Annotated in this window: 12 protein-coding genes; all 12 read left to right on the forward strand. The window is 60.4% G+C overall.

Annotated features, from left to right (window positions below):
- Positions 1 to 44 precede the first annotated feature (44 nt).
- The 12 genes from rpsO (at position 45) to rny (ending at position 16326) form a co-directional block, all read left to right on the forward strand.
- Entirely contained in the window at positions 45 to 323 is a 279-nt protein-coding gene (rpsO, locus tag AAAX36_RS03395) for a 30S ribosomal protein S15 (protein ID WP_035138510.1), read from the forward strand.
- A 149-nt stretch (positions 324 to 472) separates the two neighbouring features.
- Positions 473 to 2719 (forward strand): polyribonucleotide nucleotidyltransferase, encoded by a 2247-nt coding sequence (locus tag AAAX36_RS03400; protein WP_055309899.1) that lies wholly within the window; start codon positions 473 to 475, stop codon positions 2717 to 2719.
- A 637-nt stretch (positions 2720 to 3356) separates the two neighbouring features.
- Entirely contained in the window at positions 3357 to 5027 is a 1671-nt protein-coding gene (locus AAAX36_RS03405) for a ribonuclease J (protein WP_006235967.1), read from the forward strand.
- Position 5028: 1 nt separating this feature from the next.
- The gene (locus AAAX36_RS03410) at positions 5029 to 7806 is read left to right on the forward strand and encodes a DNA translocase FtsK (protein WP_229025870.1); all 2778 of its coding nucleotides are present in this window, start codon (positions 5029 to 5031) and stop codon (positions 7804 to 7806) included.
- Positions 7806 to 9317 carry a helix-turn-helix transcriptional regulator gene (locus tag AAAX36_RS03415; RefSeq protein WP_349073967.1) on the forward strand — a complete coding sequence of 504 codons (1512 nt, stop codon included), beginning with the start codon at positions 7806 to 7808 and terminating at the stop codon, positions 9315 to 9317. The genes AAAX36_RS03410 and AAAX36_RS03415 overlap by 1 nt, the downstream gene beginning before the upstream one ends.
- Positions 9318 to 9343: 26 nt before the next feature.
- Positions 9344 to 9841 carry a YajQ family cyclic di-GMP-binding protein gene (locus tag AAAX36_RS03420; RefSeq protein ID WP_349073970.1) on the forward strand — a complete coding sequence of 166 codons (498 nt, stop codon included), beginning with the start codon at positions 9344 to 9346 and terminating at the stop codon, positions 9839 to 9841.
- Positions 9842 to 9867: 26 nt separating this feature from the next.
- Positions 9868 to 11217: a 30S ribosomal protein S12 methylthiotransferase RimO gene (gene rimO / locus AAAX36_RS03425; protein ID WP_349073973.1), complete on the forward strand. Its 1350-nt coding sequence runs from the start codon at positions 9868 to 9870 to the stop codon at positions 11215 to 11217.
- A 9-nt stretch (positions 11218 to 11226) separates the two neighbouring features.
- Complete coding sequence (gene pgsA / locus AAAX36_RS03430) at positions 11227 to 11865, forward strand: CDP-diacylglycerol--glycerol-3-phosphate 3-phosphatidyltransferase (protein WP_349073976.1); 639 nt, start codon at positions 11227 to 11229, stop codon at positions 11863 to 11865.
- A gap of 27 nt (positions 11866 to 11892) precedes the next feature.
- Positions 11893 to 12408 carry a CinA family protein gene (locus AAAX36_RS03435; RefSeq protein WP_346970167.1) on the forward strand — a complete coding sequence of 172 codons (516 nt, stop codon included), beginning with the start codon at positions 11893 to 11895 and terminating at the stop codon, positions 12406 to 12408.
- Positions 12409 to 12665: 257 nt separating this feature from the next.
- Positions 12666 to 13814, forward strand: coding sequence for a recombinase RecA (gene recA / locus AAAX36_RS03440; protein WP_349073979.1), 1149 nt, complete (start codon positions 12666 to 12668; stop codon positions 13812 to 13814).
- Between the two features lie 11 nt (positions 13815 to 13825).
- Positions 13826 to 14518 (forward strand): regulatory protein RecX, encoded by a 693-nt coding sequence (locus AAAX36_RS03445; protein WP_138112634.1) that lies wholly within the window; start codon positions 13826 to 13828, stop codon positions 14516 to 14518.
- Between the two features lie 257 nt (positions 14519 to 14775).
- Positions 14776 to 16326, forward strand: a complete 1551-nt coding sequence (gene rny, locus AAAX36_RS03450; protein WP_117770339.1) for a ribonuclease Y — start codon at positions 14776 to 14778, stop codon at positions 16324 to 16326.
- The last annotated feature ends 1 nt before the right edge of the window (position 16327 follow it).

Consider the following 16327-nt stretch of genomic DNA (forward strand, 5'->3'; position numbering starts at 1 on the left):
CGAATCGAGTCGCCCGATGGCGACGCAAAAAGAAAGGTGAAACAATGACTGTTTCCAAAGAGCGCAAGGCGGAGCTGACTGCCCAGTTCGGTAACACCCCGGTCGACACCGGCAACCCCAAGGTTCAGGTCGCCATCCTGTCCGAGCGCATCAAGGAGCTGACCGAGCACATGAAGTCCCATCAGAAGGACTTCCACACCCGTCGTGGTCTGCTCATGCTCGTCGGTCGTCGTCGTCGTCTTCTCTCCTACATCAAGAAGAACGACATCGTCGAGTACCGTGAGCTCATCAAGGCTCTGGGCATCCGCGACAACATCCAGTAGGATTTGTACATGCTAAGAGCGTCCTGCGCAGCGGGGCGCTCTTTTTGTGTAAGGGCGCGAACAATCACGCTCTGAAGCGTGGCGGGGGCAGGGGGTCCGCGTCACATGAGAAGCCCGCAGGCAAGGGGCCTGTGGGGTAAAGGAGAACAATGACACTCGTATCCAAGACCTTTGAGCTGTACGGCAAGACCTACACCTTTGAGTCGGGCGAGCTTGCCAAGCAGGCCACCGGCGCCTGCCTGGTCAAGCAGGGCGACACCACGATGCTCGATACCGTGGTCGTCTCCAAGGAGCGCAAGAACTATGACTTCTTCCCGCTGACCGTCGACTTCAACGAGAAGATGTACGCTGCCGGCCGCATCCCGGGTGGCTACCTCAAGCGTGAGGGCCGTCCCAGCGAGAAGGCCACGCTCACCGCGCGCATGATCGACCGTCCGATTCGCCCGAGCTTCCCGGACGGCTTCCGCAACGAGGTGCACATCGTCGCTACCTCGCTTGTCGCCGACCAGGTCAACCCCTTTGACGTCATCAACGTCATGGGTGCTTCCCTGGCCATGACGCTCGGCGGCGTGCCCTTCGAGGGCCCGCTTGCCTGCGTGCGCATCGGCCGTAACGTGGAGACCGGCGAGTTTATCGTCAACCCCACCTACGAGGAGCGCGAGAACTCCGATCTGGACTTGGAGCTGGGCGGCTCCGCCGACTTCATCTCGATGGTCGAGGCCGGCGCCGAGGAGATCTCTGAGGACGACATGCTCGCCGCCATGAAGTTTGGCCAGGAGGCCCTTGCTGCCTTCTGCCAGGCTCAGGATGAGTTCGTCGCCGAGTGGGAGCAGGTCAACGGCCCCATCGTCAAGAAGGAGTACCCGCTCGACCAGCCCGTCGAGGAGGTCCAGGAGCGCATCTTCGCCCACTACGACGAGATGGCAGCCGCCTTGCGCGACGCCGACAAGCTCTCCCGTATCGGCAAGGTCGAGGCTCTGAAGGAGTCCATCCGCGCCGAGTTCACCGAGGAGGAGCAGGCTGCTTGGGAGCGCGAGATCCCCGTGGCGCTCAAGAAGCTCGAGAAGAAGGCCATGCGTACTATGGTCGTCGAGACCGGCGAGCGCGTCGACGGCCGTGCCGCCGACGAGATCCGTCCCATCATGGTGAAGGACAACTACCTGCCGCTCGTTCACGGCTCCGGTCTGTTCCAGCGCGGCCAGACCCAGGTGCTCTCCGTCCTGTCGCTCGGCATGCTCAACGAGGGCCAGCGTCTGGATACCATCGAGCCCACCGAGGGCAAGCGCTACATGCACCACTACAACTTCCCGCCGTTCTGCACCGGCGAGACAGGCCGCATGGGCAGCCCCAAGCGTCGCGAGATCGGTCACGGCAATCTGGCAGAGCGCGCTCTGCTTCCGGTGCTTCCCGACGAGAACGAGTTCCCCTACGCCATCCGCGTCGTCTCCGAGGTCATGGAGTCCAACGGCTCCTCTTCGATGGCTTCGACCTGCGGCTCCACGCTCGCCCTTATGGACGGCGGCGTGCCCATTAAGCGCCCGGTCTCCGGTATCGCCATGGGCCTGATCCAGGAGGAGGGTAAGACCGTGGTCCTGTCCGACATCCAGGGTCTCGAGGACTTCCTGGGCGACATGGACTTTAAGGTCACCGGCACCACCGAGGGCATCACCGCCCTGCAGATGGACAACAAGGCCACCGGCCTCACCTTCGACATCCTGGCCCGCGCCCTGCAGCAGGCCAAGGAGGGTCGCGCCTTCATCCTGCAGAAGATGCTCGATGTGATCCCCGAGCCGCGCCACACCACACGCAGCACCGCTCCGCGCATCGTCTCCATCCAGGTCCCGACCGACAAGATCCGCGACGTCATCGGTTCCGGCGGTAAGGTCATCCGCGGTATTCAGGACGAGACCGGCGCTTCGGTCGACATCCAGGAGGACGGCACCGTCTTTGTCGGCGGCACCGGCGAGTCCGTGGACCAGGCCGTCGAGCGCATCAAGCTCATCATCAAGGTTCCCGAGCCGGGCGAGGAGTACACCGGTCGCGTGGTCTCCATCCAGCCCTTCGGCGCCTTCGTCAACCTGCTGCCCGGTAAGGACGGCCTGCTGCACATCTCTCGCGTCGCCAAGGGCCGCGTGGAGAAGGTCGAGGACGTCCTCAACGTGGGCGACGAGGTCAAGGTCGTCGTCATCGAGGTCGACGATCGTGGCAAGATCTCGCTTGATCGTCTGGATAAGCCCGAGGCCCCGGCTCGCGCCGAGGGTGCTTCTGAGGGCGACGGCGAGCACTTCCAGCGCCGTGAGCGTCCGCGTCGCGAGCGCTCCGAGCGCAGCGACCGTCCGCGCCGTCCCGGTGACAACGGAGGCCGCAAGCCTCGCCGTCACCACGACGCCGAGTAACAGCCGTACATAAGCAGCTCAACAAGGGCGACTCCTAAGGGGGTCGCCCTTTTGCTATTCTCGGCGGGGCCGCAGGTAAAGTTTCCTGCTCTACAGTCCTGCTCGCACGGAGAGCATATTAAGTGCTTTCCTTTGCGTGCGGAACTCGCGATAAACTTCATATGCGTCCCTCCCGGGCGCAAGCAAAAGGGCTGGTTAATGCCGCTCGCTATTTAGTTAGACAGTCTATTCAGTAGTCAGATTACAGATCTGTAGATAGCCGCAGCAGCATCTTCCCAGATAAAACCGACCAAAATAAACCTGTCTCTATTTGGCAGGTTTCCCGTGGGGCGGGCACTGATGAAGTTTATCGCGAGTTCCGCACGAACAGGAGGCCACTTAATGTGGCCTCCGTCGTGAGCAGGACTGTAGAGCAGGAAACTTCATCAGTGCCCGCCCCACGGGAAACCGGCGGGATGGACCAGTTCAGATGGGGCTTTGATGCATGGGTGGTCTGTTGGTGGGCAAATGGGTATCATACTGAGGTTACTGCGTCGACTCTATGATGCATGTTTGTACGTTCCCGGCGGTCGGTTTGCCAGAAGCGCCCCGCCGGTTGTTCCAGACCCGTTTCGAAGAAAGGAAACCACACTAACCTATGGCAGCTAAAAAATCATCTCCCTTGAAGATCATTCCGCTCGGTGGCCTTGACGGCATCGGCAAGAACATGACGGTCTTCGAGTGCGGCGACGACATGGTGCTCGTCGACGCCGGCCTCATGTTCCCGGATGACTCCCAGCCCGGTATCGACCTGGTGCTTCCCGACTACACCTATGTTTTGGAGAACGAGGAAAAGCTCCGCGGTATCGTCGTTACCCACGGCCACGAGGACCACACCGGTTCGCTTCCGTATCTGCTGCAGGACCTCAACAACAAGGTGCCCATCTTTTCGAGCAAGCTGACGCTTGGCTTTATCGAGGGTAAGCTTTCTGAGTTCCGCATCCGCGCACCCAAGTTCCGCGAGGTCAAGGGCGGCAGCCATGTCAACCTCGGCGGCATCTCGCTCGACTTCTTCTCGATGACGCACTCCATCCCCGGCGCTCTGGGCGTGTTCATCCGCACCAATCAGGGCACCGTTATGCACACCGGCGACTTTAAGCTCGACCAGACGCCCATCGACGGCGTCACGCCCGACTATGCCGCTATCAGCCGCTTTGCCAAGCAGGGCATCGACCTGTTGCTGTCCGACTCCACCAATGCCACGGTTCCCGGCTTTACCAAGTCCGAGGCCGAGGTTGGTCCCAACCTGCTGCATGCCATCAAGAACGCCCCGGGTCGCGTGTTCGTCGCTTCGTTCTCGAGCCATATCCATCGTTTGCAGCAGATCTGCGATGCCGCCCGCAAGTGCGGCCGTAAGGTCGTTGTGACCGGTCGTTCCATGCTCACCAACACCCGCGTCGCGCGCGAGCTGGGCTACCTCAACATCGACGATGCCGATATCATCGATGCCTTCGATATCGATAACCTGCCCGACGACAAGATCGTCGTCATGTGCACCGGTTCGCAGGGCGAGCCGCTGTCGGCCCTGTCCCGCATGGCCAATGGCGAGCACAAGACGCTCTCTATCCACGAGGGCGATACCGTCATCCTCTCGGCAACTCCCGTTCCCGGCAACGAGAAAGCCGTCCAGCAGGTCGTCAACAGCCTGGCCAAGCTCGGCTGCGACGTGTGGGATAAGAACCGCGCTCTTGTCCACGTCTCGGGCCACGGTAGCCAGGAGGAGCTCAAGCTCCTGATGGCCATGGCCAAGCCCACTTACTTTATGCCGGTTCACGGTGAGGCCGTGCATCTGCGCGCCCATGCCCAGCTTGCCCGCAAGATGGGCATCAAGGACGATCATATCTTTATCCTCGATAACGGCGACACGCTCGAGATGCGCGGCGGTATCGTCAAGCGCGGTACGCCCGTCGAGTCCGGCGTCGTCTACGTCGACGGCCTTCGTATCGGCGATACCGACCCCATCGTCTTGCGCGATCGTCAGAAGCTCGCCAATGACGGTATGGTTACCGCTGTTGCCATCGTCTCGCTTAAACACAAGAAGATCGAGGCCATCGAGTTCTCGGGCCGCGGCGTCTCGTTTGCCATCGACGACCAGTTCTCTGAGGATGCCTCCGCGTCCATCATGAAGACAATCGAGAAGGGCAAGTTCAGCTTTACGAGCAGCGGTTCCGATGCTATTCGTAAGGCCGTGCGCGATTCGCTCTCTAACTTTATCTGGAGCCGTACGCGCACCCGTCCGATGATCATCCCGGTCGTCATGGAGGTTTAGTTTGGCGCGTGGATCTGCACAAAACGCCAAAAGCAATAAGGCCAATAACCAACCGGCATCTGCTAAGGGTGCCGGTTCCCATCTGCGTGCCAATAAGGGCCACGAGGCGGACTTCGACGATTTTGAGCCTTTGGTTGAGCCCTCGGCCAACCGTGATATCGCCGGCGTGGTCATCGCCGTTTTGGCGATTGCGTCCTTCATTGCCGTGATTTCGCCGGCGACCGCACCCGTTACGGCTGCGGTTGCCGGTTTCTACCACCTGGGCTTTGGTCTGGGCGCCTACGTGCTGCCGATCGTCATTTTGCTGTTTGCCGCCACGCTCTTTTTAGGCGAGGACTCGCCGCTCAACGTACGCTCTGTTGCGGGCGGCGCCGTGGTCTTTATCGCCGTCGTCTCCATTCTTTCGCTGATGGTGCCGGGTACGAGTGTCTCTTGTGACCTTATGTTCACGCCGCAAAATTTGTCCGCCTCGGGTGGCTACATCGGTGCGTTTATTGCGAGTGCGCTGCAGAATGCCCTGGGTAAGCCTATCGCGATGGTAGTCCTGTTGGGCTTTGTCGTCGTGGGCTTGGTCATCATCGGCTTTTCGGTTGGCGGCGTTTTGCGCTCTGCTCGCGACCGTGCGGCCGATTTTGCCGAGCGCCGCCGTGCCGATGTCAACGCCAGCCCGTGGGGTGACGACGAAGCCCTGTCGGTGCCCGGCGTTGCCCGTCCGCACCTGAGCATTCTTCGTCAAAAGGGCCCCGATGCGGCCGTGACTACGGTTATGGGTAGCGAAGTCGATCCGATTCTGGACGATGAGGACGTGGACGAAGATCCGTTTGTCGACGTGTCTGAGGCCGTGGAGGCCGAGCGGGCCAAGACAACGCTGTTGCCGCGCCGCCATGCCAAGAAGGGCAAGGCTGCGCCCAAACTCAATACGAGTGAGCCCGACCCGTCTTGGTCCGAGAGCGAGATTGAGCTCACCGAGGGTGATGACGAGGACGACGAGGCTCCGATTGAGACCGCAAAGACAACTTTGCTGCCGCGTCGCCATGCAAAGCGCGACCAGGTAACCGGTCAGCTTTCGATGGAAGACGACCCCGATAAGATCGACGAGTCCGAGCCGCCGTTTGCCGTGAATCCTGTCTCGGCAGCACCTCAGATCCCCGACTTCTTGAAGCATCCCAAGGTTGCCGATGCGCCTGCCTTGAGTGCTGTCGAATCGGCTGCGGCCAGCGATGGGGGAACGGACGGCGGCGCCGCAGATAACGAGGGCGAAGAAGAGGACGGCCTCAAACTTCCGCCACTTGAGATTCTGCATGCCAACCCGCAGTCGGCTTCCGCTGCGTCTTCGGACAAGGAGCTGGAGCAAACTGCCGAGTCGCTGCAGTCGACCCTGCTTGAGTTTGGCCGCAGCGCCCGCGTGGTCGGCTGGATCGCCGGCCCCACGGTGACGACCTTTAAGCTGCAACCTGGCGAGGGCGAGCGCGTGAGCAAGATTTCGAGCCTCGAGGACGATATCGCGCTTTCGCTCGCAGCTCAGTCGGTTCGTATCTTTGCCCCGATCCCCGGCACGTCGCTCGTGGGTATAGAGATCCCCAATCGCAAGCGCCAGAACGTCAACCTGGGCGACGTGCTGCCCTATGTGAAGGGCGGTCCGCTCGAGCTGGCCATCGGTCGCGATGCCGAGGGTACGCCGGTCGTCGCCGACCTCGCCAAGATGCCCCACCTGCTGATCGCCGGCACGACCGGTTCTGGTAAGTCGGTGATGATCAACTCCATCATCACGACCCTGCTCATGCGCGCGCTTCCCGAGGACGTTCGCCTGATCATGGTCGACCCCAAGCGCGTCGAGCTTGCGGGCTATAACGGTCTGCCGCATCTTTACGTGCCTGTAGTGACCGAGCCCAAGCAGGCCGCGAGCGCTCTGCAATGGGCCGTGTCCGAGATGGAGCGTCGCCTGAAGGTCTTCGAGCGTCTCAATGTACGTAAGATTTCGACCTATAACGAAAAGCAGGCCGCCGGCGAGTTTGAACATTACGATAACCCGCCGCAAAAGATGCCCTATCTGGTCATTATCATCGACGAGCTCTCGGACCTGATGATGGTCGCCGGTAAGGATGTCGAGGCCTCGATCGTGCGTATTGCTCAGCTGGGCCGTGCCGCCGGTATCCACCTTATCGTGGCCACGCAGCGCCCGAGCTCCAACGTGGTGACGGGCCTCATTAAGGCCAACATCACCAACCGCATCGCCTTTAACGTCGCCACGGGCATCGACTCGCGCGTCATCATCGACCAGATGGGTGCCGAAAAGCTCACCGGTTTGGGCGACATGCTGTTCTCCAAGGTCGACTGGGGCAAGCCTCGTCGTATTCAGGGCTGCTTTGTCTCGGACGATGAAATCAACGAGATTGTCGAGTTCGTCAAGTCGCAAAGCGAGCCCGACTACCATGAGGAGATCCTGTCGGCTGTGGCGCCCGCTTCCATGTCCATGGCGGGTGGCGGCATTGTCCGCACCGGAGTTGCCGAGCCGCAAGACGATGATCCGCTCATTTGGGAAGCCGCCCATATTGTGGTGGAATCGCAGCTGGGCTCCACATCTGGCCTGCAACGCCGCCTTAAGGTTGGCTATGCGCGCGCCGGGCGTATTATGGACATGCTGGAAGAAAAGGGTGTCGTCGGCCCGCCCGACGGTTCCAAGCCGCGCGAGGTCCTGTTGGACGAGGAGGGGCTTGCCGCGCTGGAGTCTGTCGACGCCGAGATGGCACGTGAAGATCGTGAGTTTGGAGGATTCTGATGGCTGCACGCTTTGGTGACATGCTGCTCGAGCAGCGTCGCCGAATGGGCCTTTCCATTCAGCAGGTCGCCAACACCATCAAAATCAGGCCGCAGATCATCGAGTTTTTCGAGACCGGTAACTTTGCTTCGATGCCGCCGCGCGGCTATGCGCAGGGCATGATTTCGAGCTATGCTCGCTTTTTGGGCCTCAATCCGCGCGAGGTCGTCAATGCCTACTTTGACGACCTGATGGCATACGAACGCGAGACGTCTCAGCAGGGCGGTCGTTTTCAGGACGCCGCTGGCTACGTCAATTCGCGCTCCTCGGTCGATAACGGGCGCTTCCTGATGGTTCAGGGCGGTCGTTCGACCCGCTATGGACAGCGTCCTCAGCAGGCCGGTTATATTACCGAGACGGGTTCGGGCGAGGAGATTCGCTCACAGCGTGACCGGTTCCGCAGTACGCCGATGCCTGAGGACCGTGCGCTTCCCGCTGCCCGCGGCGTGGCGCGTGACCCTCGTGCCGGCTACGGCGACGGCGGCTATTCCGATCGCGGTTACCGTGGTGCCTCTACGGGACGCTCTCGCGGTGGCTATGCGGATGCCGATACCACGCAGGTAACGCCGCGTCTTCGCTCTCAATCACAGCCGTATGGCCAGCGCTCTTCGGCTTCGCGTTCGGGCCAGCGTGGCTATCAAGGCCGCGGTGAGCTTGCGCTCCGCTCGGGTCAGCGCAGCCTTCAGGGCCAGGGCGGCTATCGCGGCCGTTCCGATAGCAATCGCGGCCGTATGCCTCAGGGAAGCGGCCGCAGCAGTTCCGGTCGTGGACGCGGCGGATCCCGTACTCCTCAAAACAACGGGCTCGATCCGCGTATCGTCTACGCCGGCATCGGTGCCGTGGTGTTGCTGCTGATTGTGCTCATCGTGGTGCTTCTGCGCGGCTGCGCATCTTCGACGCCCGAGACCACGCCCGAGACGCCCGCTGCTACCAAGACGACGACCAAGAAGTCTTCTAAGAAGTCCGAAACGGTCGACGAGGACGAAGACACCGATGAAGCGACGGATGCGTCGACTGATTCGGACGCTACCAAGACGACGGCCAAGAAGGAAGAGAACGAGGTCACGAAGGTCAAAGTTTCCGTTGCCAAGGGAAAGACCGCGTGGATTGAGGTCAAGGTCGACGGCAAGTCGGTCTATGGCGCTCAGGCGACTGGCCCCTTTGAGCAGGAGTACACGCCCGAGTCCTCGATCGAGATCACCACGTCCAAGCCTTCCGATGTTACCGTTACCAAGAACGGTGAAAAGGTCCGTTACGATACCAAGACCTCGGGCGTGGCTCGTGTGACGATCACCGTTCCTAAGAAGGAGACGACTGATTCCGAGAATGGTGAAAGTTCTGATGGCACCGACACCACCGATGGTACCGATACCACCGACCGCACCGATGCCCAGTCCGCGGATGGCGCCGATACCGCAACTGACGGTCAGACGCCCACCGATTCTACCGACTATTCGTACGACAGCTACTAAGGCTCCCCGTACCGAAAGGAAGAACCATGGCTAAAGATTCCAGCTTCGACGTTGTGTCCGAGGTCAATATGCAGGAGGTCGATAACGCCTTCCAACAGACCACCCGCGAGATCTCTCAGCGCTATGACCTCAAGGACTCCGGCGCCACCATCGAGCTTTCGAAGGGCGACAAGCTCTTTACGATCAATGCCCCGGCCGATTTTGTCTCCAAGCAGATCATTGACGTGTTGAGCTCTAAGCTCATCAAGCGCGGCATCGACCTCAAGGCTGTCTCTTGGGACGCGCCGCAGGCGGCTTCGGGCGGTACCGTGCGCGTGCTCGGCCATATCGTCGAGGGCATTGACCAGGCGACCGCCAAGAAGATCAATAAGGACATCAAGGATCAAAAGCTCAAGGTCAAGGTGACCATCGAGGCCGATAAGCTGCGCGTTACCTCGGCTTCTAAGGATGCGCTTCAGACGGTGATTCAGTTCCTGCGCGACCAGGACTACGGCCAGTCGCTGCAGTTTACCAACTATCGCTAATTTACTCGAAAGGACCGCTCTCCAACATGGATACTCCGTTGGGTTCTGTACTCTATATCACGCTTGGCTGCGCCAAGAACGAGGTCGATACCGACCGCATGCGTTCGCTGCTGACCGCTGCGGGCTACGAGGAGGCATTCGATCCGCAGGATGCCGATATCGCCATCGTCAACACGTGCTCGTTTCTCGCCTCGGCGACGTCCGAGAGCATCGAGACCACGCTCGAGCTCGCTAACGAGGTTCAGGACGGCGTTCGTTCTTGCCCCATCGTCATGTGCGGCTGCGTGCCGTCGCGCTATGGCGATGACCTGCCTGACGAGCTGCCCGAGGTCGCGGCCTTTGTGAAGGCCGATGAGGAAGACGGTATCGTCTCTGTCATCGATGGCGTACTGGGCGTGGAGCGCGAGATCGCGGCCTATATCCCGCAGGTCAAGCGTACCGTCGAGGGTGCCGTTGCCTACGTCAAGATTTCCGATGGCTGCAATCGTTTTTGCAGCTTCTGCATGATCCCCTATATTCGCGGTCGCTATCATTCGCGCAATGCCGAGAGCATTATCTCCGAGGTGCGTGACCTGGTTGCCGGCGGTGTGCGCGAGATCGTGCTGATCGGCCAGGACACGGGCATTTGGGGCACCGACTTTGCCGACGAGGACGTCGCCGAGGGCTCGCCGCGCAATCTGGCGCAGCTGCTGCGTGCCGTCTCTGAGGCTGTGCGCCCGCACAACGTCTGGGTCCGCGTGCTCTATCTGCAGCCCGAGGGCATGACCGACGAGCTTATTGAGACGATTCGCGATACGCCCGAGGTGCTTCCCTATATCGATATCCCCGTGCAGCACTGCGACGCGCGCATCCTCAAGGCCATGCGTCGCTCCGGTTCGCGCCAGGAGCTCGAGGATCTGTTCCGCGACCTTCGCGAGCGCATCCCCGGCATTGTGATTCGCTCCACGGCCATGGTCGGCTTCCCGACCGAGTCCGACGAAGAGTTCCGCGACCTTATCGACTTTATGGACACCGTCGGCTTTGACTACACGAGCGTCTTTGCCTACTCGCGTGAGGAGGGCAGCCTGGCCGCCAAGATGGAGGGCCAGGTCGATGAGGAGGTCAAGCTCGAGCGCGCCCAGGAGGCCATGGATCTGGCTGAGTCGCTCGGTTTTGCCGCCACGGCGGCCCATGTGGGCGAGCGCGCCCAGGTGATTGTCGATGGCATCGAGGAGACTGAGGACGGCGCCGAGCTGATCGGTCACGCCTGGTTCCAGGCGCCCGATTCCGATGGCGCGGTGCATCTGGACGCCAGCGAGGCGTCCGTGGGCGATATTCTGACTGTCGAGTTTACCGATAGCTTCTGCTATGAGCTTATCGGTCATGTTGTGGAGTAGGAGAGCGTCGTGGCAAACGAGAGCAATAAGGAACTGACGAGTGTTTGGACGCCCGCCAACATCGTGACGTGCGTTCGCATCGTCTTTATCCCGGTGTTCATGATCGTCTCGGCCCTGTCTCGCACGGGCGTTGCCGGTACGGACTGGAGCACCTTCGACGGCCCGCTCGCCGCCGCTGCCTTCATTTTGTATGTGATCCTGTCGTGCACCGATAAGGTCGACGGCTATCTGGCGCGCTCGCGCAACGAGATCACCGATTTCGGCAAGTTCTTGGACCCCATCGCCGACAAGCTGCTGGTGTTTTCGGCCCTGCTGCTGTTCCTGGATTTTGGCGCGGTGACCGTGTGGTCCGTGTTCATTATCCTGTTCCGTGAGCTGTTGGTGAGCGCCCTTCGTATGGTCGCAAGTGCTGCCGGTGTGGTCGTTGCCGCCGATAAACTCGGCAAGTATAAGACGGCGACCACGATGGTCTCTATCTGCGGCTATCTGTGCGTCTTTGCGATGGCCGGTCTTCAGCTGGGGCCGGTGTCGCTGCTGCTCGGTGTCTATTCGGTGTCGCGCTTCCTGTACGTCATCGCCGTGATTTTGACCATTGTCTCGGGTGCCCAGTACTTCTGGAACTGCCGTAAGATCGTCTTTTCGGTCTAGGTCCTGGTGGGTATGACGGAGTCTTATTTGCAGATCGCCGCAAACAACGAGGAGTTGGCGCGCGATATTGTCGAGCACGCGAGTGCCCGCGGTGTGACGGTGTCGACGGCGGAGTCGCTGACGGCGGGCATGATCGCCTCGACGATTGCCGATATCCCGGGTGCCTCGGCGGTGCTTCGTGGCGGTGCGGTGACCTACTGCGATGAGATCAAACATCGCGTGCTTGGCGTCGAGCAGGAAACGCTCGATCGGTTTAGCGCCGTGTCGCACCAGACGGCGCGTGAGATGGCCGCGGGCTCGCTGGACCTTTATCAGAGCGATATAGCCGTAAGCGCAACGGGCTATGCTGGGCCCGGTGGCGGCACCGAGCAAGACCCCGCCGGTACGTTCTATATTGGCTGGGCGTATCGCGCGGCCGATGGGGGAGCGCCGGTTGTCGAGTCTGCGCGCTGTCATTACGAGGGCGATCGGTCGTGCGTTCGTGCCCATGCGGTCGCGGAGGCCTTGGAGCGCATTGTCCGCGTGCTCAATTCTATGGAATAGACGTGGTTTAAGGGGCCTTAGGGCCCCTTAATTGTGGAGATAGGGACCTTTGACGGTATTGATGTTTGCGCTGGTATAAGGCCTAAATTTATTTGAGCACCTCTATTTGTGGTTGGCGTGGTCAAGTGTTTGGTCGGTGATTGGTTGGCGTTTGGTCGGGTTTTGGAATGGTCGGGTGCATATGATGAATCTGAACGGTTGACCACGAACAGCCGTTCGTTTATTATCGTTTCAGGTTGTTAAGAGGAGGGCTATTCATGGCCAAGAATTCAGGTCCCGTACGTACCGTTCATGCACGTACGACGGGTAAAGAGCGCGACGAGATGATCGCCACCACCAAGGCCGAGATCGAGAAGAAGTTCGGCCAGGGCTCTATTATGAGGTATGGCGACGGCGGTCCGGAGCTCGAGGTCGAGGCTATTCCGACGGGCTCTCTGGCGCTCGATGCCGCCTTGGGTATCGGCGGCGTTCCGCGCGGCCGTATCGTCGAGATTTATGGCCCCGAGTCCTCCGGTAAGACAACGCTTTCGCTCGAGATCCTTGCTGAGGCGCAGGCCATGGGCGGCGTTGTGGCATTTATCGATGCCGAGCACGCGCTTGATCCCACCTATGCCGCGCGAATCGGCGTCGATATCGATGAGGTCTTGATTTCCCAGCCCGATACGGGCGAGCAGGCGCTCGAGATCGTCGATATGCTTGTGCGCTCCGGTGCCATCGACGCCATCGTCGTCGACTCTGTTGCCGCCTTGACTCCGCGTGCCGAGATCGAGGGCGAGATCGGTGACACGACGGTGGGTCTGCAGGCTCGCTTGATGAGCCAGGCACTCCGCAAGCTTGCCGGCTCGCTTTCCAAGTCCAACACGACCTGCATCTTCATTAACCAGCTGCGCGAGAAGATCGGCGTCATGTTCGGTAACCCCGAGACCACCACGGGCGGCCGTGCGCTCAAGTTCTTCTCTTCCGTGCGAATCGATATTCGCAAAATCGATACCATCAAGCTCAAGGACGAGGTTATCGGCAATCGCGTGCGTGCCAAGGTCGTTAAGAACAAGGTGGCCGCTCCGTTCCGCTCGGCTGAGTTTGACATCATGTACGGCACCGGCATCTCCAAAGAGGGCTCGATTCTGGATATGGCCGTCGAGTGCGGTATCTGCAAAAAGATGGGGTCCTGGTTTGCCTATGGTGAGGACAAGCTCGGCAACGGTCGCGAGGCCGCCAAGACGTTCCTGCGCGAGCACCCCGATTGCGCCGACGAGATTGAGCATAAGGTCCGCCTTGCCTGCGGACTTGAGTTTGATGACGATGCTCCGTCCGAGGTCGAGCTGACCGATCAGCCTGCGCCTGAGGAGTTTGACGAGCTTTACGCCATCGATGGTTCCGCCATGCTCGATGATGACGACGAGTAGCGGTTACGCTCATGTCGTATACGGTGACCGAGGCCACGGCCTTCTTTCCCGATAAGAAGGCGGCTTCCTCGTTCTCGAGCGGGTATGCGTCCAAAAAGCCTTGCGCACATATCGATTGTGAGCTTGAGGGCGGTTTTGAGCGGTCCATTTGGATTCCCGTGCGGGTCGCGCGGCTGTATGTCAAAAACCGCCCCGATCTTCCCTGTGATTGGGACAACTTTCGTGAGGCGGTGCAGCTCATCGAGGGTAAATGTGCACTTACCATGGTGACCGAGATGCTATCGCGCCGCGACCATGCGACGGGTGAGGTCCGTGACAAGCTGGCTCGCTACGGCTTTCACCAGCCCGCGATCGATTTCGCCGTCGAGCGCGCCACAGAGTATCACTTTTTAGACGAGAACCGCTTTTGCTCGTACTTTATCGAGGAGCGCAAGCGGCGCGGTTGGGGACAGCGCAAAATCGAGACCGAGCTCAAGCGCCGTCATGTCGTGCTCGATGACATTCCCGGTTATCCCGAGGATTATTTTGCCGTCGAAGACGATTTGGCGCGTGCGTCAGCCCTGCTCGCCAAGCGGCGTGTTCCAGAGACGCGCGGATTCGAAAAACTGGTTCGGTTTTTGATGGGCAAGGGCTTCTCGTATCACATCGCCGCCGATGCCGTTAAGGCACGTCTCGATGCCGAACGCGAGAAATGTGCGGTTTAGGCGTATGCGCTTTGTGGCCCTGCCGTTCACCGCGTTTTAGCCGCCGTGCCGGGGCCATTTATTTGACAGTTGTTGTGGTTCAACGTACGATAAACACTGTCATTTGCTTTGTGATATGTGCTCATCTGTGATGAGTTTGTTTATATGTTTATCTGTATCCGACCCGCATAAGCTGCGCCCATATTACTCAAATGTCGCGAGCCGTTCGTAAGGACGGTTCGCTTTGTTGTGTAACGAATCCATAAAAAGGAGTGAGCATGCCTATCATCGCAGCGCTCGTTGGTATCGTTTTGGGTGCCATCGCCGCCATTGCCTACATGCGCACCGCCAAGCAGGGTAGTCTTCACGAGGCCGACGAAAAGATTCAGTCGGCACACGCGCAGGCTGAGTCCCTGATCGGTGATGCTAAGCGTCAGGCCGAGACCCTCAAAAAAGAGGCTCTGCTCGAGGCTAAAGAGGAGATCATCAAGAACAAGCAGGCCGCCGAGGCCGAGGACAAGCAGCGTAAGAGCGAGATTCGTACGCTCGAGAACCGTGTGATGCAGCGCGAGGAGTCCCTCGATCGCCGAAACGACGCTCTCGACAAGCGTGAGCACCAGCTGTCCAGCCAGGCCGGTCAGGTCGAGAAACGCTCCCGCGAGCTTGAGGAGCTCTGCGCCAAGCAGACCTCCGAGCTCGAGCGTATCGCCGACCTGACCCGCGAGGATGCCCACAAGGAGCTCCTCGATAAGGTTCGCGGCGAGGTCACCCACGAGGCCGCCACGATCATTCGCGAGTCCGAGCAGCAGGTTCGCGCCGAGTGCCACAAGACCGCCCAGGAGATTCTGTCCCTGGCGATTCAGCGCTGCGCTGCCGACCACACAGCCGAGGTCACCGTTACCTCCGTGCACATTCCCTCTGATGACCTCAAGGGCCGTATCATCGGTCGCGAGGGTCGCAACATCCGGACCTTCGAGCAGGTTTCCGGCGTCAACCTCGTGATTGACGACACGCCCGAGACCGTCGTTCTTTCGAGCTTCGACCCGGTCCGTCGTGAGACCGCCCGTGTTGCCCTCGAGAACCTCATCGCCGACGGCCGCATTCACCCCGCCCGCATCGAGGAGATGTATCACAAGGCTGCCGACCTGGTTCAGCAGCGCGTGCGCGAGGCTGGCGAGCAGGCTGCCTTCGATACCGGCATTCACGACCTGCACCCCGAGATCGTCAAGACCCTTGGTGCCCTGCGCTACCGTACCTCGTTTGGTCAGAACGTGCTTCAGCACTCCCTCGAAGTCTCTGACCTGTGCGGCGTGATGGCTTCCGAGCTTGGCCTGGACGTTGTGACCGCCAAGCGCGCCGGCCTGCTGCACGACCTGGGCAAGGCAATTGACCACGACGTCGAGGGTCCGCATGCCGTCATCGGCGCCGAGCTTGCCCGCCGTTATGGCGAGAAGCCCGTTATCGTTCATGCTATCGAGGCTCACCATGCCGATGTCGACCCTAACACGGTGCTCGATGTCCTGGTACAGGCCGCTGATGCTGTCTCTGCTTCTCGCCCCGGTGCCCGTCGCGAGTCTGCCGAGAACTACATCAAGCGTCTCGAGAAGCTCGAGGAGATCGCCAACTCCCATGAAGGCGTCGAGCGTACCTATGCCATGCAGGCTGGTCGCGAGGTACACGTCATGGTTCAGCCGGACAAGATCTCCGATGCCCAGTCCACGGTCCTGGCTCACGATATCGCCCATCAGATCGAGGAAGAGATGGAGTATCCCGGTCAGGTGCGCGTCGTCGTGATTCGCGAGAGCCGCGCTGTCGATATCGCTAAATAAC

This window comes from Collinsella sp. CLA-ER-H10, assembly GCF_040092475.1.
Lineage (GTDB): Bacteria > Actinomycetota > Coriobacteriia > Coriobacteriales > Coriobacteriaceae > Collinsella.

Bases quoted from the DNA above. Each gene is read 5' to 3' on its own strand.
- rpsO (WP_035138510.1), top strand. From the start codon at position 45: ATGACTGTTTCCAAAGAGCGCAAGGCGGAGCTGACTGCCCAGTTCGGT.
- AAAX36_RS03400 (WP_055309899.1), top strand. From the start codon at position 473: ATGACACTCGTATCCAAGACCTTTGAGCTGTACGGCAAGACCTACACC.
- AAAX36_RS03405 (WP_006235967.1), top strand. From the start codon at position 3,357: ATGGCAGCTAAAAAATCATCTCCCTTGAAGATCATTCCGCTCGGTGGC.
- AAAX36_RS03415 (WP_349073967.1), top strand. From the start codon at position 7,806: ATGGCTGCACGCTTTGGTGACATGCTGCTCGAGCAGCGTCGCCGAATG.
- AAAX36_RS03420 (WP_349073970.1), top strand. From the start codon at position 9,344: ATGGCTAAAGATTCCAGCTTCGACGTTGTGTCCGAGGTCAATATGCAG.
- rimO (WP_349073973.1), top strand. From the start codon at position 9,868: ATGGATACTCCGTTGGGTTCTGTACTCTATATCACGCTTGGCTGCGCC.
- recA (WP_349073979.1), top strand. From the start codon at position 12,666: ATGGCCAAGAATTCAGGTCCCGTACGTACCGTTCATGCACGTACGACG.
- AAAX36_RS03445 (WP_138112634.1), top strand. From the start codon at position 13,826: ATGTCGTATACGGTGACCGAGGCCACGGCCTTCTTTCCCGATAAGAAG.
- rny (WP_117770339.1), top strand. From the start codon at position 14,776: ATGCCTATCATCGCAGCGCTCGTTGGTATCGTTTTGGGTGCCATCGCC.